Below are 17,405 nucleotides of genomic sequence, written 5' to 3'. Positions count from 1 at the left end.
GGTTGAGAGGAGGTGCACCGGTGTCGCACACCCCACGATGGCCGACCGGTGCCGTTCGTCCGATCCTCGGTGCGATCGTCTGTGTGACGGTGGGCGCCGTTCTCCTGTCCGCGCCGGTCCTGCCGGCCGCGGCCCAATCCGCCGCGCCGGCCCTGCGGGCCGCCGCGCACACGTCGTTGAAGGCCAGCAGCCCGCAGGACGGCGGGCGCGTCGGCACGGCGCCCAGCCACCTGGTGCTGGAGTTCACCGGCCGCCTCGTCACCTTCGGCTACCGCGTCGAAGTGCGCGGCCCCGACGGCCGGGCCTACCAGGCGGGACCACCACGGGTCGTCAGGGCTACCTTGACGCAGCCGATGATGCCGCTCGGCCCGCCCGGCGAGTATCAGGTCGCCTTCCGCGTCGTGGCCGCGGACGGGCATCCTCTGGCCGGCGGGATCCGGTTCACGCTCACCGTGCCGGGACCGGCGGCCGGCGGCGTCATGGCCGTGGAGGCGCCCGCCCCGCTCGCCCTCGTACCGCCGGCGTCGCTGGCGGACTCGGTGAACAACGCGCCTGCCTGGGCGTCCTGGCTCGCCGGGGTCCTGTCCCTGGCGATGGTGCTCGGCACCGCGCTGCTCGGCAGGAGGATGACCCGTGACCTCGACTAGCACCCGCCCGCCGGTCCTGTGGCGGAGCATCGGCCTGCCCGCCCCGTGGCGCAGGCGGCCCGTCGCCTACGTCGCGGCGGCGGTCGCCGCGGCCGCCGCCGCGCTCGCCCTCGGCATGTGGCTCGGCGGCAACCTCACCCCGTCCCAGGTCAACGGGCTGCTCATCGGTGGCACCGGGGGGCTCACCGGCTGGGGTCTGGCGGCCGCCAAGCTGGCGACGGAGCTGTCGTCGATCGGCGTCGTCGGCCTGCTGCTGGCCCGCCTGCTGCTGCCAGAGCACGATCCACGGGCGGGCGCCATCGCCATGCGCTGCGTGCGCGCCGCCGCCCGGCTGGCCCTGGGCTGGGCTCTGTGCAGCGCCGCGCTCCTGCTGTTCAGCTGGGCGAACGTGCTGTCGGCTGCCGTGACGGAGTTGCCGATCGGCAAGCTGCTCACCGACCCGGCCCGGACGTTCCCCGACGCTCCCGAGTTCGTCGCCACCACCGCCTTGGCACTGGTGATCGCGGCGGGGCTGCTTCTCACGCGGACCCGGCTGGGCGCGGTGGCCATGCTGCTGCTGGCGGTCTACAACGTGGTGCCCATGGCCCTGCAGGGCCACGCGGCGCACGGCGACGTGCTCAAGTACAGCCTGATCGTGCATGTCGTCGCCATGACGCTGTGGGTCGGCGGCCTGGCGGCGCTCCTCACGTACGTGCGCAAGGAGCCGTCCCTGCTGGCCGTCGCGGTGCCGCGCTTCAGCACCATCGCGCTGCTCTGCTATGCCGTGATCGCGGCCAGCGGCGCCCTGGCCGCCTGGAACCTGCTCGGGTCGGTGCCGGCGGTGTGGGGGTCGCGGTACGGGGTGCTGGTGATACTCAAGGTGGCGGCGCTGGTCGCGCTCGGCGTGCTCGGCTGGTGGCACCGCCGGCACACGGTCCGCCGCGTCAGGGCCACCGAGGGTGACCGCTCGCGTCGCGCGTTCATCCGGCTCGCCGCAGCCGAGGTCGTCGTGATGGTGGTCGCCGTCGCGCTGGCCGTGGCGCTGTCGCGCAGCGCGTCACCGGACACGATCCTGCAGCACAGCGACCGCGAGGCGCCCGCGCCGGCGATCGTGTCCGGCGGTACATGACCCGAGGAAATCGGAAACCTCGGCTCGCCGGGCCGACGCCGGGGTTCCTCTGACGCCGTTCTCACAGTGGGCGACTGGGAGCGCGGCGGGGCAGAGGCCGGGGATGTACAAGGGTCGGCTCGTCCCCGGCCTTCGCTTCCGAAACACATCAAGGGCGCGTTCCGTCCTCCGTAGGTCTGCTTTGCCGTTGCTTGCCGTTTGACGGTTGGCATGACAAACTGTCATTTGCCGACCCCCATTGTTCGCTGAGCCTGCGCGGCCGCCCTTTCCGCGCTTTCCCGGCTCGGCGGCAGACCTGGGAGGCGGCATGGCCAAGCGGCGCTTCGTTCTGTTCGGAATGTTCGGTCTTGGACTCGGATATTTCCTGTGGTATTCGCCCTACAGCGCCCTGGCCAAAGCCGTCTCCAACGGCCTGCTCCCCGGGATCGACCATCCGGTAGGGGGGTTGGTGCTGCTCCCGGCGGCCGTGCTCGGCCAGCTCGTGGCCATGCCGGTCTTCGTGCTCGCCAGCGGGTGGTGGCGTTATTCGGGACGCCGCACGATAGCCGGGCGCGAGATTCCCTTCCCCTCCCGCCACACTCTGGAATCCGCTTTCTGGATGTCCCTTATCGTGGGCTCCACGACACTCAACTTCACCTTTCCGAACGCCTCGATCGTGTTCATGCTCATTCTCATGCGTATCAGCACGCTGCTCATCGCACCGAGCATGGACATCGTGCGGCGCAGGAAAATCCACTGGTACTCGGCGGCGGCCGTCGTCGTGGCGCTGGCGTCCGCCGTCATCGCCCTGACCGACATCGACAACTACACCCTCACAGCCGGAGCGGTGCTGAGCCTGGCCCTTTACGCGGTGGGCTACGCCAACCGGTTCCGGATCATGGGCGTCCATGCGAAGAAGGGCGACCCGCTCATCGACCGCCGTTACCTCATCGAGGAGCACATGGCCACGCCTGTCGTGTTGCTCCTGCTCCTGGCGATCCCGGCGCTGGTGGGGCTGGGGTCGTGGATGCAGGCGCTGCGCACGGGCTTCGCCTGGATCGTGGCGGAGCCGGCGGTGTCCCTGCCCGCGATGCTGATCGGGGTGTGCTACGAGGGGCTGTTCATCATGACGACCCTGATCTACCTCGACCGGCGCGAGTTCTCCTTCGGCATGCCGGTCCACGTCTCCTCCAGTCTGCTGGCCGGAGTCGTCTCCTCGATCGGCCTGTACGCCGCCTTCGGCGCGGCCCTGCCCAGCCCGGCCCAGTACGTCGCGACCAGCATGGCGATCCTCGTGGCGATCCTGCTGAGCTACCCGGCGATCGTGGCCCGGCTCCGAGCCCGGCGTGCCCGGCGCGAACTGCGCGATGAGCTGCTGTTCGTCTGCGGAGGTAACACCTCGCGCTCGCCCATGGCCGCCGCGATCGCGACCGCCGAGATCGCCGCCGACCCGAATCTGCCGCCGTGGCGCGCGGAGAGCGCCGGCCTGTCGGTCCCGGCGCCGGGGGCACCGCTGAGCAGCGAGGCCGCCACCGCGCTCGCCGAGCTCCGGATCGATCCCCCGCCGGAGCACCGATCCCGGCAGCTCACCCCGGAGCTCTGCGCCGGCACCCAGGCGGTCTACTGCATGACCCGCACCCAGCGCGACCAGGTGGTCGCCATGGTGCCCGAGGTCGCGGAGCGGGTCTTCTGCCTGGACTCCGATGCCGACCTCCCCGACCCGGCCGGCCAGCCGCTGGAGAGCTACCGCGCGTGCGTGGCGCGGCTGCGCCCGCTGGTCCGCGAGCGGCTGCGCGAGCAGCGGGAGCGCTACGCGCTGTCCGGGGCGGAGTTCGGATGAGCGTGCCACTGGGTGTACTCCCCGAGCGGGGCCCGCTCGGGGCGGAAGGCGTTGATCGGCGCCGTCTCGTCCACGTGGCCGACGCAGAGCGTGCACACGACCAGGCGCTCCGGGCCGAGGCCGAGAGCGGCGCGGATCACCTCTCCGTAGCGGGCCACGCTGTACTGCGGGCAGCTGCCGAGCCCGCACGCGACCAGCCCGAGCATGACGTTCTGCAGGAAGAAGCCCATTTCCAGGAACGTGCCCGCGACCGCGTTGCGCGGCAGATGGCACACCATCACGACCGGGGCGTCGTAGAAGCACAGGTTGCGCCGTTCGAACGCGCGGCGGGCGCGCTCGTCGCCCCGGTCGACGCCCATCGCGCCGTAGAACGCCTCGCCCCAGGCGAAGGAGCGCCGCTCGTACGGCTCGCCCATCGGGTCGGGCCGGTTGCCGTAGTCCGGCTCGTACCGCCGTCCCGAGTCCGCGGCGGCGCACAGGCGGCGCGACAGCTCCGCGCGTGCCTCACCCGTTACCACCGCGACCTGCCAGAACTGCGTGTTGCGCGGCGAGGGGGCATGGGCGGCGGCGGTGAGCACCCGCTCCAGGGTCCGGCGCGGCACCGGGCGGGCGAGGAAGGCCCGCTTGCAGTGCCGGCTGGTGATGATCGAGAGGAAGGCGTCGTTCATGGGCCCTTCAGGCATTCGCAAGCCCCTGCCGACGGCAGGGGTACGTCGTACGGATCCGAGGTGAGGCCGTGACCACCGCCCTGCCCTCCGGCCTGGCGTCGGCGGGCCTCAACGCCGGCGAACAGGAGCTGCTCGACCGGGTCGGGCAGGTCGCCCGCGCCTGTGCGGAACGGGCAGACCACTACGACCGCACGGCGCGGTTCCCCGCGGACGACTTCGACGACCTGTTCGCCGCCGGCCTGAACGCGCCGACCGTGCCGCGCGAGCACGGCGGGCTGGGGCTCGGTCCGCTGTCCCGCGACACGCTGACGTTGTGGCTGGTCACCAAGGAGCTGGCCAAGGCCGACCTGTCCCTGGGCCGCTGCTGGGAGGGGCACGCCAACGCGCTGGTACTCGTCGACGCGCTGGGCTCCGCCGAGCAGAAGCGCAGATGGTTCGACGGCGTGGTCACCCGCGGCGAGAAGTGGGTCGGCTGGAGCGGCGAGCCGCAGGCACCCAAGCCCGGGGAGAAGAGGCGGTTCGGCACCAGCGTCGTCAGGGACGACGGGGCCTGGGTGGTGACCGGCACCAAGGTCTTCGCCACCAGCGCCACCGGCGCGCAGTGGGCGATCCTGCTGGTCGACACCGAGGGACCGGGCGGCGCCCGGCACGCGCCGGACGGCCGGGACTCGCTGCTGATGCTGGCCTGCGACCTGTCCGACCCGTCCGTCTCCGTCGACGACTCGTGGTGGGACCCGATCGGCATGCGCGCGACGGTCAGCCACCTGGTCAGGTTCGACGGCACCCGCCTGCCCGACGCGAACGTCATCGGAGCGCCCGGGGCCTACCTGCGAGAAGGCTGGCAGACCGCGTTCATCCCGCACTACGCGGCCAGCTTCCTCGGCGCCGCCGAGGCCGCCTACGAGTACGCGCTGAAGTACGTGATCCGGCAGGACAAGGTCGCCGACCCCTACGTCCAGCACCGGGTGGGATCCATGGCGGTGGACGTGGAGTCGGCGTACCTGTGGCTGCGCCATGTCGCCACCCTGTGGGACACCGGCAAGCGCGAGGAGGCCCGGCTGGCCGGCAGCAGGGCGCGGCACGTGGTCGAGCACCTCGCGCTGCGCACAGTGGACAACTGTGTGCGCGTGTGCGGTGCGCGCAGCCTCATCCGGCCCAGCCCCGTGGAGAGGATCCTGCGGGATCTGACGTTCTACGTCCGGCACGACAACGACGACCAGGTCCTGGCCACGATCGGCCGGGCGCTGCTGGGTCAGGAACACGACGCGTCCTTCTACAAGCCGTGACCGGCGTGGTCAGCGCCGGTAGCACTCGCGGATGAAGTAGTCCGGGCGGCCGCTGCCGTCGGTGAACTCGGTGTACTCGCCGACCACGAGGACACCGCGGTTCACCCGGACTTGCAGGTGCACCCGCATGTAGGCGTGTTCGAACGTGGCGAGGAACGCCGGCGGGTTGTCCAGGTAGTGCGCGTCGGCGTACAGGCGGGCCGGCGCCCAGCCCCACTCGACCGGCCCGCGCGTCCCCACGCCGCAGGCCCGGACGGCGAGGCCGTGGCCGGCCCGCGCGCACTCCAGCGTCGCGATGCTCTTCGTGGCCGCGGGGGCCAGGCCGTGCCAGGCGCCGAGCAGGGGCTCCGGGTCGTTGCCGCCCGTCGGCGGCCCGGGCGGACCGAAGGGCATCGCACCGTCGGAATCCTCGCCCGGATCGCGCGGATCGCGCGGATCGTCCGCGACGTTCGGGGCATCCAGGGAATCCGCGGCGTCCGGCGCGTCCGGGGCGTCCGGGGCGTCCGGGGCGTCCGGGGCGTCCGCGGGGACGTAGAACTCGCGGGTGAAGTAGTCACGGCGCCCTGAACCGTCGGTGTAGCGGTGGAAGGCGTGCACGACGAGCACGCCGAGCCCCTGATAGGTCTCCAGCCGGCTGCTGATCCGCGCGCCGTCGAAGGTCGCGGCGAAGGCGTAGCCTGCGCGGGAGCTCAGCGCGTTCGCGAAGACGTCCGCTTCGACCTCCCCCCACGCGCCCGGCCGGGGGCCACCGCGCCCACGCGCCGCCACGGACAGGGATCCGTCGCGTGCGCGCGTCCGTACGCGGGCGATCCCCCCGGCCAGGCCGGTGACGCTGACCCAGTCGCCCGTCACGGGGTTGAGGTCGAGCGCCGGGCCGGTGGTGCGGATCTCGCCGTCCGGCACGCGGTCGGCCTCGCGCGCGTAGCACTGCACCGTCATGATCGGGTGTCTCCTTCCATCGGCTGACCTGCGTCATTGTGCACGGCAGAGCGGATGCGGGGCAGGATCTCCGCGCCGAACCACCGCAGCCGCTCGATGTCGCCGGACATCAGGAACCGCGTCGCCCCCGCCGCCCGGCCGCGGCCGATCACCGCCGCGGTCTCGTCCGCGATGCCGCGCGGCGGCACCGTCGCGTCCGCGATGCCGCGCGGCGGCACCGTCGCGTCCGCGATGCCGTACGGCGGCACGGCCAGCCCGGCCCGCAGGCCGCTGTCGAGGACGGCCGCGACCTGCTCCTCGGGCTCCTCGGCCTGGACGAACACGCAGTCGGCGTGCCGGGAGGCGAAGGCCAGGGCCGGCGGGAACGGGCCGGTGACGGAGATCTCCGGCCGCTCAAGCGGGCCACCCGAGACGAAACGGGCGTTCACCGTCGCGCTGTCGATCTGGTAGTGCCGCCCGGCCAGACTCACCGGTTCCGGCCCGCGCCACAGGCCGTGGCAGACCTGCCAGAACTCGTCGAGGCGCGCGTACCAGCCGTCGGACAGGATCCCGTCGCCGTACCCGAGCTGGCGCACCGGCTCCCACCCGGCCGCGACGACGACGCCGACCCGCCCGCCGAGCACCGCCGCCAGGGTGTTGGCCTGCTGCGTCCAGTACGTCGGGGACGAGACTCCGGCCAGGCATTCCAGGAGGAAGCCGATCCTGCCGGTGCGCCGGCCGAGCGCCGCCGCCCAGGCGAACGGGTCCGGCCCTGCCGGGGCGAAGGGGACGAGCACCGAATGAACGCCGAGTCGTTCGGCCTCGCGGCACAGCGCCACGTGGCCGTCCAGATCGGCCGCCGGGCCGGGCAGCGTCCAGTACAGCAGTGTGGGCTCCACCTCAGCTCCTGCGCAGACCGGCCTGGTCGGCGACCAGGCAGTGGTGGCGCTCGGGCGGGACCGGGGGCAGGATCTGCGCGGCCGGGAAGAGCATCCGCATGTACTCCGGCGTGCAGAACGTGATGTAGGCGCGTTCTGGTTTGTCCTGCGACAGGCCGTCGTCGTCGGGGTCGAGGATCAGCTCGTCGTCGTTGACCAGAGTGACCCAGGTGAGCTCGGTGTCGCGGGCTCGGGCGAGCAGCGCGGGCACGTCCATCTCCTGCTTGGTCTGGCGGCGGGCCTCCAGCCGCCAGCGCAGGTTGGACATCCCGGGCGACTCGCTGTCGCGGACCCAGCCCCGCGGCGGCGTCCACCACGGGTCGAGGAAGGTGAGCGCGACCCGGCCCCCGGCGATCATCAGGTCGGCGAGCTGGGCCGTCAGCGCCAGGGTCTCGGCCTTGCCGATGTGGGTGAGGATCGACCAGCCCACGACGAAGTCGAACCTCACCCCCGGGTCGGGGATGGGCAACCCGGGGGTGCCCGTCGGGTTGTACTCGAAGTTGTAGCGGTCGTAGAACAGGAAGTTCCCCGCGGGGTGGCGTCGCCGACCCTCGCAGATCGCATCTCGGGACACGTCGATCGACCAGTAGTTCTCCGGCTCTATCCGGCAGTTCGGGTCGAGCAGGATGTTGCCCACGTTGCCGGCGAAGTCGAGCACCTGTCTGCCGCTCCAGCCGGGGTGCCCCAGCTGGCGGTCGAAGTACGCGAACTGGCCGGTACGGGTGGAGATCCAGGTCGCCATCGCTGCTGCAATTCCTTCCGGTCGGGGCGTCAGCGGCTTTCCCGCTCCCGTACGAGGGGGAGCACGTCGCGGCCGAACGCCGTCATGGTCTCCAGGTCAGGACGTCCCTGGAACACGAACTGGCTGATCCCCGCCCGGGCGAACTCCGCCAGCCCGTCGGCGATGTCGCCGGGCGCCCCGACCAGCGACATCGCCGGCGGCCCGAGGTAGGGGACGGCGCCGTTCCACAAGTGGGGGGTGAGCCAGTCGTCCTCGCGCCCGGCCGCCGTCTGCGCCTCCGCGAAGCCCACGGAGTCGGAGCGGGCGGTGAACTGCAGCTGCGCCCGCCTGGCCTGCTCGCCTGCTCGCTCCACCAGCTCGTACGCGGCCCGGACCGCCTCGTCCCTGGTGGGCCGTACGACGATGGACACCACGATCCCGGTCTCGGTCCCACTCTCCAGCATCCGGGTGGCCGGCGCGGCGAGGTCGTCCGGGGCGGCCGCGAACCGCAGATGGCAGTCGGCCTGAGTACGCGCGACCCGTTCGGCCTGCTCGGAGTTCCCCCCGACGTAGATCTCTGGACGGCCGCGCAAACCGCCGAACGGCACGCCGGGCAGTGCCCCGCGCAGGCGGTAGTAGTCGCCGTCGAAGTCCACCGGCTCTTCGGTGGCCCAGAGGGCGTGGCAGATCGTCCAGAACTCTTCGGCCCGCCGGTAGCGCTCGTCGTGGGAGAGCGTGTCTCCGTAGAAGCGCTGCTCGGCCGGGGAGTGACCGGCCACCGAGTTGATCGAGACGCGGCCCCCGGTCAGCAGCGCGAGCGTGTTGACCTGCTGGACGAAGTAGGTGGGCGAGACGATCCCCGGGCGCGCGGCGAGCATGAACCTCACCTGGCTCGTCTCGGCGCCCATGACCGCGGCCATCGTCACGGGGTCGGCCCGGTAGTGACCGATGGGCACCAGGACGGAGTCCATCCCCGCCTCCTCGGCCCGCTGGGCGAACTCCACGTGCAAGCCGGCGTCGGGTAGCGCGCTCGTCCCGGCCCTGGCCGTGGCCCCGCGCACGTCCGTGCGCGAGCCCGGCACGCTCCAGTGGAACCGCAACGGCCGCGCGTTCATGATCGCCCTACCTGTGGTACGGGCAAGCCGAGGGCGGCGCGCACGTCGGCGGCGGGCATACTCCGGCCGGTCATCAGGCGGAACTGCCGGGCCAGCTCGACCAGCAGCAGTTGCCTGCCGTCGATCGTCACGTGCCCGGCAGCCCGGCCGGCCGCGACGAGCGGCGTGTCCTTGGCCCGATAGTTCAGGTCGAACACCACCGTCCCCGGTGCGAGCCCGCTGACGGGGAACGGCACGGCGTCGGTCACCGGCGTGGCGTGCACCAGCACGGCGTACGGCCGCGGGTCGAAGTCGCGCAGCGGTACGAACGGCAGGCCGAGCAGGCGGGCGGCGCGCAGGCCACCGGCGGTGCCCCGGTTGACCAGCGTCACCTCGGCACCCGCCCGGGCGAGGCCGGCCGCGGCGGCACGGCCCGCGCCGCCGCACCCGACCACCGCGACCCGCCGGCCCGCCACCGTCACCGTCTGTCCGGCCAGGGTGGCGACCACGCCGGCGGCCTCGGTGTCGGCCCGCCAGCCCTCCCGGGTCCGGATGAGCAGGCTCGCCGCGGCGGCGCGCCGGGCCATCCGGCTGGCCCGCGAGGCGAGGGCGAAGGCGGCGTCCTTGTGCGGGGCCACGATGGTGGCGCCGGCCAGGGGCAGCCCGAGCCGGTCGAGCCCCGGCACCAGCTCGGCCAGCGCGCGGGGCAGGTCGGTGGTGCTGATGGGAACGCAGAGCGCGGGCAGGCCGAGGCAGTGGTAGGCGGTGTTGTACACCAGGGGGGCCAGCGAGCGCGTGGTGTCGGCTCCGATGATCGCGTACAGGCGCTGCGCGCCGGTCAGGAGTTGAGGGGGGTAGTCCGACAGCAGTCGGTCCAGCGGCGGCTGGTCGTCAATCGGACCGCTGGGCCGACCGTCGCGCTGACCGTCACGCTGACCGTCCCGCTGGCCTTCGCGCTGACCGGGTGTCGTCGTCGGGGCGTCGTCCAGGCGGCCGAAGATCATGGGGGCGCCGAAGCGGGCCGCCACCATCCGGGTCCACATCCCTGCCGGGCCGGTGGCGTAGGCCGTGACGTCGGCGCGGCCGAGTGATTTCAGCAGCAGCAGCGGCACCACGGCCTCGGCCGGGGAATCGGCGCGCGCGCCGAGCCGGTAGCAGCCCGCGGGCACGGCGGCCAGAATCTGGAACCTGCGGCGCAGGTCGGCCAGTCCGGTGGCCGGGCCGTGCCAGGAGATCACGCGGCGTTCGGGAGGGATGCGGTTCCGCAGGTCCAGGTGCAGGTCGCGGTCGGCCTCGATGTCGATGAGGTCGTAGCGGTCGGCGGCCGCGAGCAGTCGCGCCCTGCGCAGGCCCGGCGGGTCGGCGCAGCGGCCACCCTCCGCGGCGCTGCGCAAGGTGTAGAGCAGGGGGCCGGCGAAGTCCTCGCGCAGCAGCGCCGGGTCCAGATCACCGGCCAGATCGGCGCGCACCTCCAAGCACCGCACCGCTCGACCGACCCCGGCCGGGACTGCCGACGGGCCGCCGAGGGTGGCCACCACGGACACCGTTCCGGCGGTCACGAGTCCCATGCCCGTCCCAGCCGGCGCTCGCCGGTGCTGGCGGTGACGATGACGCGCTCGCGTAGCCCGGAGATCGGGCGGCGGTAGGTGAACATGCAGCTCGACACGTCGTCGAAGCCGCATTCCTTCGCCTGGCGGCACAGGTAGGCACTGGACATCCAGGCGAACCCGGGCACCTCGGGATGGTGCTCCACCTCGGCGTCGGTACGCGGGCCGTCGTTGGAGATCAACAGCGTTCCTCCCTGCGGAGGCAGCCAGGACCGGAAACGCTTCAGTGCGACGTGCACGCCGGCGTCGGGCTGGTAGAGGTGCCCGAGCAGGCCGTCTGCGTAGATCACCGGCCACGGGCGGGCGGGTGGCGTCCAGGTGAGGGCGTCCGCGCACACCGCGTCCACGCCTTTCGCACGGGCCAGGGCGACCGCCTCCTCCAGCATGTCCACGCCGAGCACGACATGGCCGGCGGCGGCGAGTTCCGCCTCCACCGCCGCGTTGCCGCAGCCCAGGCCGAGCAGCGCCGGGGACGCGTGCTCGGCGAGCAACTCGCGCAGCCGGTCGACCATCCAGCGGCGGTAGGCGACGCTGTAGGTCGACGGGGTGACCGAATCGCCCTTGGCTCCTCCCTCCTCCCAGACGTGAAAAATGCTCTGCGCGCTGCCGTCAGCGTTCAGGTAGAAGGCGCGAAGCCGTCCGTCGCCGGACATGGGGGAACTCCTTCACTCCCTTGGGCGGACACTGCGGATAACCGGGCTTTCCCTGTCCGCGGCAATCCGGTCATGGCCGGAGGCGGATCGAGAGCCCCGCTGCATTGACGCATGCCACTACCGGAAAGGCGCATAGGAATAACGCCGGCAGGCCTCTTCCAGGCGCGGCTGCGCAGGTCGGCTTGGGGTGTGGGGAGAATGGTGCGATGATCGTGAAAAGCGTTACTACCTTTCAGCAGCGGTCAGTGAGCCGGAGGTCCGGGGCGGAAGCCTGGGCGAGGGCCGGCCTTCGCAAGCCGCAGGTAGAACGGCTTCGGAGGCGCCGCGCTCCGATCCGGGAGCGTCGGGCGAAACTACTCCCAATTCATTCTTATCGCCAGGCGAACTCATAGTCAATAGAGTCGTTCGACTCATTGTCGATACCCTGGCCGCCCGGTGAACGAGTATTTCACTGAGCTGCGTGGGTCGCACCTTGGGTGGGGTGATGAACGTCTGCTGAGGTTTCCGATCAGAACTGGTGTCGATTACTGTGATTCAGCCGCAGTAATGTGCCTCGGATAAATCCTCTTGCGAACAGCGACAGTGGGAATCGAATCGTTGTGGGAAATCACGATCCGATCGCGCGGAAGATCCTGAGAGGCCCGCCCGCGCCACGTCCACCTGAGAAGAGGGCTGTCCATGCCCGTACCGCGCACCCGTCCCGGCCGCACGCCTCGTACGGGACTTCCCCGGCAGAACGGCCTCGTGTACAAGGACGGGCTCGCGCTCCGATTCGTGCCGCTGCTCATCGACGAGGCGGTGGCCGACGCCAAGTCCGGCTGCTGCCACCTCGACGCCATCACCCTGCGCTTCTCCGAGGCCGACTTCGTCATGAAGCTGGCCCGGCTCACCGCGGACCGGCTGCAGGTCGCGTTCGAGGCCAGCTTTTACCTCCCCGAAGGTGGTGACGTCCGGAGGCTGCGCTGGGAGCTGATGCTGTCGGGCAGGCCGGGCACGGCCCGGCAGCGCGCGGCGATCCTGCGCGAGATCAGGAACGCACGCCGCGATCACGCACGGGGCAGGCCCTCGCGGGTGCGCACCACCTGGAAGCTCATCACCCGGCGGCTCTGTGCCCGCCGAAGATTCCGTCCGTCAGCAGCGTAGGCACGGGCCTCTCGCCGCACGGCGGGGCGCCTGCCACGTCATGAGAACTTCCGGCCACCGGGCCGGGCCCTTCCCGACGCTGCTCGAATGTCCGCCTCCTGACCGGTTCCCGTCCTGGTGCGGCCATCGCCCGAACGGCACGATGTGAACTCCGGCAAGGGGGCCGGCGGGGCCGCGTCCGTACCGGGCGCGGTCCCGCCGCAGGTCAGGGTGTGATGAACGTGATGCGGTCAGTGGCTCGCCGACAAGTCCGCGCACCCGGAGACAGTCGATCTTGTGATGCGCTCCGACTACCGTGTCCTGGCCATGGCGGCAGCTGGAGTCACGCGAAACTCGTGGCCGCGGGCGCGACGTGACGGGCGCTGCGCAGTGTGCTGATGCTGACCGCGAGAGTCCACAGACTCCAGAGGGCGCCCATGCTGGCGGTGGTCCCCCAGCCCTGTGCGCTGTAGAAGTCGGCGGGGTCGTCACCGAAGAACACGGCCGGCAGAAAAGCGAGGTTGATCGCGGCGAGGACGTAAGCGGAGCGGCCCACCCAGCGCGGGAGCAGACCGAGCCTCGACACGGCGATTCCCAGGGCGATCAGGAACAGGCCCATGAGAAGCCGGGAGACGGCGCCCTGCATGAGGTACTGCGCCGCGGCGAACGGCCCCGCCGCTGTCGTGTCGAGGTCGCCGTCCACCGAGATCGCCGCGCCCGCCTCCATGGACTGAGGGACGAACACCATGGCCACCCAGAGCACACCCGCCGTCTGGACAATGCCGGCGATCCAGTCGTAGGCCGGGTTGACGTGGCGGATGAGCTGACGCATTCCGATGAAGTACACAATGTAGAAGGTGCAGCCGGTGATGCCGATGAGACTGCGGGTGAGGATGTTCCAGTCCGGCGGGGTTTCGTAGACGAAGTACAGCGGCACCTGCACGACGATGAAGAGACTGGCGATGATGCCGAACAGGCCGGTGTATCTGCGGATCAGGGTTTCGGGCATGAGGTTCCCTTTTGATCGTTTCCTTGGTGGACATTCGAGATGAGCGTCAGTGCCCGGGTGTGCACGGACACCCGGCGCTGACCATGGAGCGGCGAGCCATCCGCCGCGACCGACCCCGTCGAGGTGATCCGGGCCCTCGGCGCGGCCTTCTCCTACCGGCTGCAAATCCGTTGACGGCACTCTCGGTGCCACAGGCAGAGCTCCTGCCACGGCTTCCGCTAGACGCGGTCGTACCGCATCACGACCACCTGCGAATCGTAGGTTCGCGACTCGGCCAACCGCAGGCCCAGCCGCTCGTCGCGCGGGGCGAACAGCGGCCGGCCGCCGCCGAGCACGACCGGGTGCACCGCGATGTGGTACTCGTCGATCAGGCCGTGGCCGGTGAGCGTGGCGGCCAGGCCGGAGCCGCCGGTGAGCAGCAGGTCCTTGCCGTCCTGTCGCTTGAGCTCGGCGACCTGCTCGGCGAGGTCGTCCCCGATGACCCGGGCGGCCCAGTCGGCCTCCTTCAGCGTCGTCGAGAAGACGATCTTCGGCGTTTCGCGCCAGAGGGGCGCGAACTTCAGGATGTGGGGGTGGTCCGACATCGACTCGGCGTTCGGCCAGAAGGCCACCATGCCCTCCCAGACGCCGCGCCCGTACAGGAAGGTGTCGCAACGGTCACTCAGCGACTCGGAGTACGCCGACAGTTCCTCACCCATCACGGGCCAGTCGAACTCGCCGTTCGGGCCGTCGATGTGGCCGTCGATCGACGTGTGCACCCAGAAGATGATCTTACGCATGTCGCGCCTCTGTTCTCTTTTGCTTTCGGGGGTGGGTCGAACCGTGGCGACGTTCTCTACATCATTCCGGCGCGAAATGTTCTCGGTCCCTTACGACGGCCGGTGGGCTTCATGATCGACCCGGTGCCGGTACGGCGGCCCAGCAGCGTCAGCAGGATCACTGTGAGCAGCCCCAGGGCGGACAGTTCCAGCTTGTCGGCGAGGGTCGCGGCGTTGGCCACCACCCCGAACGCGGTGTGTCCTGCCAGTGCTCCGCCGGCCAGGCAGAGGCTGTGCCGGTCGGTCCACCCGCCGTTTGTCGTCCATCGACGTACCAGCCATCCGGTCAGCGCGGCGAGCATTGCTGCGGCCAGCATCGGTGCCGCCACCCAGGCGCCATGGGTGAAGGCGGGCTGAACGGCCCCGCCGAACGGGAACAGCAGCGCCAGATACCCGAACCCGGCCAGCACCCCGAGGACCCCGACCATCCAGGGCCCGGGAACGGCTCCGGCCCGCGAGTGGGAGGCAACGGGCGGGAGCACGCGCAGGGCCACCACTGCCAGCAGTGCCACGGCGGCTACGCACCCGGCCAGCATCGCGGCTGGTGCCTGGTAGCCGGGGTCGATGGAGGTCGCCACGGTCAGCCGCAGCAGGAGCCCGCCCAGCACGAAGATCACCGCGGTCACCACGAGCCCGGCGCGTTTCAGGTAGGGCCGGTCGCGCAGGGAGGGGACGGTCAGGTCGGCCAGGAGGATCGGCAGTGCCACGCTGAACACGGCGTGGTAGGGCAGGTTGAGTTCGGTGTAGGCGCTGTTCAGCCCGAGGAATCTGGGCGCCCATCCGGCCGCCCCGTACATGGTGGGGCTGCTGAGCGCCTGAAGCACCAGCCCCTCCTCGATGATGCCGTACGCCAGTCCGAGCAGCAGGATCGATGGCCAACCGCCGCGGCGCCGTCGTACCAGTTCGCGGATCAGCAGGGTGCCGGCGCCGTAGATCGGGATGAACAGGAGCAGCAGCCAGATCTGGCTGAGCGGCGGGTTGCCCAGGGTGAGTTCGGCGACGACCGGTGTGATCACCGCGAGCAGCAGCGCGGCGCGCCTGCGGCCCTTCGGTGGGTCGGATGTGTTCATGGGATCAGCGTGCCGGGCGGTGGGGGCCTGTTTCTGCTGGCGTACGGCCGGAACGTGGCAGCCCCGGTTACTTCCGCCGGGCACTTTGGATGCCGCTCGTGGTGACTTTGGTTGTGGTGCATGGGTGACCTTGGCTGCTTATGCGGGGCCCCGGGTCGGGCTACGATCGGCGGTTGTGGTTTTGACCGGCGCGGATGAGGTGCGGATCGGCTGGCTCCGGTCGCGGGGCGGCTGGGTCGCGGGCTTGGGTGGGTTCGTGCCCGCGTTCGCCGGGGCGGTGGCGGTGCTCTGGGGGGATCTGGCGGGTGGTCCTGGCTGGTATCTGGTCGCCGATGTGGTGGGTGGTGTGCTGGCCTGTGCGGGGGTGTGGCTGTGCCGCAGGTGGCCGGTGGGGGCGGGGCTGGTGGTGATGGCGTTGTCGGTGCCGGCCGCGTCGGCGTCGGTGGCGGCGGGGATGGCCGCGCTGATCGCGGCGTTGTATCGGCGGCCGCGGGTGGCGATCGTGGTGGGGCTGGCGGGGGTGGGGGCGACGCTGGTGAGGTTCGCGTTGCGGCCGCCGGGGTTGGCGCCGTATCCGGTGTGGGCGCTGGTCGGGGTGTTGTTCGAGGTGGCGGTGACCGGGTGGGGGATGCTGGCGCGTACCCGGCGGGAGTTGGTGTCGTCGCTGGCGGAGCGGGCGCGCCGGGCGGAGGGTGAGCAGCGGTTGCGGGCGGAGGAGGCGCGTCGTGCCGAACGGCTGGGGATCGCCCGGGAGATGCATGATGTGCTGGCTCACCGGTTGTCGCTGCTGGCGGTGCACGCGGGGGCGCTGGAGTTCAACGCGGACGCGACGGCGGGTGAGGTCGCGGAGACGGCCGGGGTGATCCGGTCGAGTGCCCGGCTGGCGCTGGAGGAGTTGCGGACCGTCATCTCGGTTCTTCGTGATCCCGCGCCGTCGCCGTTGGATGGTGGGGTGGATCTCGGGGCGTTGGTGGAGGAGTCGCGGCGGGCCGGGATGCGGGTCGAGCTGCGTGACCAGGAGGTGAGCCTGTCCGAGGTGCCGGATGCGGCGGGCCGGGCCGCGTACCGGATCGTGCAGGAGGGGCTCACGAACGCGCGCAAGCACGCGCCCGGTCAGCCTGTCACCGTGCTCGTGTCGGGCAGGCGGGGTGACGAGCTGGTGGTCGAGGTGCGCAACCCGCTTCACCGCGGGCCGGCCGCTCTCGCGGGGACCGGAGCGGGGGCGGGGCTGGCCGGGCTGGCGGAGCGGGCGTCGCTGGCCGGCGGCCGGTTGGAGTACGGGGAGACGGCGGACGGCGGGTTCCGACTCTTGGCCCGGCTGCCGTGGCCACGGTGAGGGCGCCGTAAGGGCCTGGCTACGAGGGCTGACGGTCGAGGTCCCGCCGAACACCACCGCCGAGGTGTGGGTACCGGCCAAGGACCGCCGCCCCACCACCAGCTCGCAGCGGGCCGGCTTCCTGCGCATGGAGAACGGCTACGCCGTCTACGCCGTCCCGTCCGGTTCGTTCACCTTCGTGGCGGCAACGACCGGCTGATCAGCGCTGGACCCGGGCCTGGGCCGGGGCGACCCCCACGCTCTGTGGATCGCGGATGGGGTCAGGGCTGTGCGCGCGGCGGCATCTCATCCGTCGCGGCCGCGTGCGCGGCGGGCTCGGGCGCGGTCAGGTCGAGCAGCAGCATCGCATCGTAGTCCGGGCTGCCTGGCTCGGCGACATAGACCCCGAGGCGCTGGCCGGGGGTGCCTTCCAGGGTCATGGACTGGGCGTTGAGGTTGATGGTGCCGACCTGCGGGTGGTGGAAGGTCTTGCGGACGGGCTTGCGGCCGGTCACGTCATAGCGCTCCCAGAGCTTGGCGAAGTCGGGACTCTTCAGCAGCAGTTCGCCGACGAGGTTGGTCAGGTCGGGCGCGTCCGGCGCGGTGCCGGCC

General features: G+C 71.5%; 18 protein-coding genes. 7 read left to right on the top strand and 11 right to left on the bottom strand.

The window, feature by feature from the left end:
* Positions 1 to 83: 83 nt before the first annotated feature.
* From ACFPZ3_RS25930 to ACFPZ3_RS25920, 3 genes are all read left to right on the top strand, one after another.
* Entirely contained in the window at positions 84 to 647 is a 564-nt protein-coding gene (locus ACFPZ3_RS25930) for a copper resistance CopC family protein (RefSeq protein ID WP_379516826.1), read from the top strand.
* Positions 634 to 1,755 (top strand): copper resistance D family protein, encoded by a 1,122-nt coding sequence (locus tag ACFPZ3_RS25925; RefSeq protein ID WP_379516825.1) that lies wholly within the window; start codon positions 634 to 636, stop codon positions 1,753 to 1,755. Before ACFPZ3_RS25930 ends, ACFPZ3_RS25925 begins: the two co-directional genes overlap by 14 nt.
* A 307-nt stretch (positions 1,756 to 2,062) precedes the next feature.
* Positions 2,063 to 3,574, top strand: coding sequence for an arsenate reductase/protein-tyrosine-phosphatase family protein (locus tag ACFPZ3_RS25920; protein WP_379516824.1), 1,512 nt, complete (start codon positions 2,063 to 2,065; stop codon positions 3,572 to 3,574).
* On the opposite strand, the gene ACFPZ3_RS25915 is transcribed toward ACFPZ3_RS25920, so the two are convergent.
* Entirely contained in the window at positions 3,544 to 4,242 is a 699-nt protein-coding gene (locus ACFPZ3_RS25915) for a nitroreductase (RefSeq protein ID WP_379516823.1), read from the bottom strand. The two genes, ACFPZ3_RS25920 and ACFPZ3_RS25915, sit on opposite strands and share 31 nt — an antisense overlap.
* A gap of 68 nt (positions 4,243 to 4,310) precedes the next feature.
* Here ACFPZ3_RS25915 and ACFPZ3_RS25910 point away from each other — a divergent pair, with 68 nt between their 5' ends.
* Entirely contained in the window at positions 4,311 to 5,528 is a 1,218-nt protein-coding gene (locus ACFPZ3_RS25910) for an acyl-CoA dehydrogenase family protein (protein ID WP_379516822.1), read from the top strand.
* 9 nt (positions 5,529 to 5,537) lie between these two features.
* On the opposite strand, the gene ACFPZ3_RS25905 is transcribed toward ACFPZ3_RS25910, so the two are convergent.
* From ACFPZ3_RS25905 to ACFPZ3_RS25880, 6 genes are read right to left on the bottom strand one after another with little or no spacing between them, the layout of a single operon-like run.
* Positions 5,538 to 6,467: a hypothetical protein gene (locus tag ACFPZ3_RS25905; RefSeq protein WP_379516821.1), complete on the bottom strand. Its 930-nt coding sequence runs from the start codon at positions 6,465 to 6,467 to the stop codon at positions 5,538 to 5,540.
* Positions 6,464 to 7,345: an LLM class flavin-dependent oxidoreductase gene (locus tag ACFPZ3_RS25900; protein WP_379516820.1), complete on the bottom strand. Its 882-nt coding sequence runs from the start codon at positions 7,343 to 7,345 to the stop codon at positions 6,464 to 6,466. The genes ACFPZ3_RS25905 and ACFPZ3_RS25900 overlap by 4 nt, the downstream gene beginning before the upstream one ends.
* Position 7,346: 1 nt before the next feature.
* On the bottom strand, positions 7,347 to 8,126 hold the full coding sequence (locus tag ACFPZ3_RS25895; RefSeq protein WP_379516819.1) for a class I SAM-dependent methyltransferase: 780 nt from the start codon (positions 8,124 to 8,126) through the stop codon (positions 7,347 to 7,349).
* Positions 8,127 to 8,155: 29 nt separating this feature from the next.
* Positions 8,156 to 9,220 (bottom strand): LLM class flavin-dependent oxidoreductase, encoded by a 1,065-nt coding sequence (locus ACFPZ3_RS25890; RefSeq protein WP_379516818.1) that lies wholly within the window; start codon positions 9,218 to 9,220, stop codon positions 8,156 to 8,158.
* Positions 9,217 to 10,767, bottom strand: a complete 1,551-nt coding sequence (locus ACFPZ3_RS25885; RefSeq protein ID WP_379516817.1) for a type I 3-dehydroquinate dehydratase — start codon at positions 10,765 to 10,767, stop codon at positions 9,217 to 9,219. The genes ACFPZ3_RS25890 and ACFPZ3_RS25885 overlap by 4 nt, the downstream gene beginning before the upstream one ends.
* The gene (locus ACFPZ3_RS25880; RefSeq protein WP_379516816.1) at positions 10,755 to 11,459 is read right to left on the bottom strand and encodes a class I SAM-dependent methyltransferase; all 705 of its coding nucleotides are present in this window, start codon (positions 11,457 to 11,459) and stop codon (positions 10,755 to 10,757) included. The genes ACFPZ3_RS25885 and ACFPZ3_RS25880 overlap by 13 nt, the downstream gene beginning before the upstream one ends.
* Before the next feature lie 678 nt (positions 11,460 to 12,137).
* On the opposite strand from ACFPZ3_RS25880, the gene ACFPZ3_RS25875 reads away from it, so the two are divergent.
* Positions 12,138 to 12,602: a hypothetical protein gene (locus ACFPZ3_RS25875; RefSeq protein ID WP_379516815.1), complete on the top strand. Its 465-nt coding sequence runs from the start codon at positions 12,138 to 12,140 to the stop codon at positions 12,600 to 12,602.
* A gap of 322 nt (positions 12,603 to 12,924) precedes the next feature.
* Here ACFPZ3_RS25875 and ACFPZ3_RS25870 read toward each other — a convergent pair whose 3' ends face one another.
* From ACFPZ3_RS25870 to ACFPZ3_RS25860, 3 genes are all read right to left on the bottom strand, one after another.
* On the bottom strand, positions 12,925 to 13,590 hold the full coding sequence (locus tag ACFPZ3_RS25870; RefSeq protein WP_379516814.1) for a hypothetical protein: 666 nt from the start codon (positions 13,588 to 13,590) through the stop codon (positions 12,925 to 12,927).
* Positions 13,591 to 13,808: 218 nt separating this feature from the next.
* Positions 13,809 to 14,369, bottom strand: coding sequence for a dihydrofolate reductase family protein (locus tag ACFPZ3_RS25865; protein WP_379516813.1), 561 nt, complete (start codon positions 14,367 to 14,369; stop codon positions 13,809 to 13,811).
* A 56-nt stretch (positions 14,370 to 14,425) separates the two neighbouring features.
* Positions 14,426 to 15,478, bottom strand: coding sequence for a hypothetical protein (locus ACFPZ3_RS25860; RefSeq protein WP_379516812.1), 1,053 nt, complete (start codon positions 15,476 to 15,478; stop codon positions 14,426 to 14,428).
* 175 nt (positions 15,479 to 15,653) lie between these two features.
* On the opposite strand from ACFPZ3_RS25860, the gene ACFPZ3_RS25855 reads away from it, so the two are divergent.
* The gene (locus ACFPZ3_RS25855) at positions 15,654 to 16,814 is read left to right on the top strand and encodes a sensor histidine kinase (protein WP_379516811.1); all 1,161 of its coding nucleotides are present in this window, start codon (positions 15,654 to 15,656) and stop codon (positions 16,812 to 16,814) included.
* A 64-nt stretch (positions 16,815 to 16,878) separates the two neighbouring features.
* Positions 16,879 to 17,013 carry a hypothetical protein gene (locus ACFPZ3_RS25850; RefSeq protein ID WP_379516810.1) on the top strand — a complete coding sequence of 45 codons (135 nt, stop codon included), beginning with the start codon at positions 16,879 to 16,881 and terminating at the stop codon, positions 17,011 to 17,013.
* 61 nt (positions 17,014 to 17,074) lie between these two features.
* Here ACFPZ3_RS25850 and ACFPZ3_RS25845 read toward each other — a convergent pair.
* A partial coding sequence (locus ACFPZ3_RS25845) for an MmyB family transcriptional regulator (RefSeq protein ID WP_465263569.1) occupies positions 17,075 to 17,405 on the bottom strand: 331 nt, incomplete at its 5' end.

The organism is Nonomuraea insulae (genome assembly GCF_042656245.1).
Note: the sequence above shows the minus strand (reverse complement) of the source record. Positions and strands in the feature narration are given on the sequence as shown.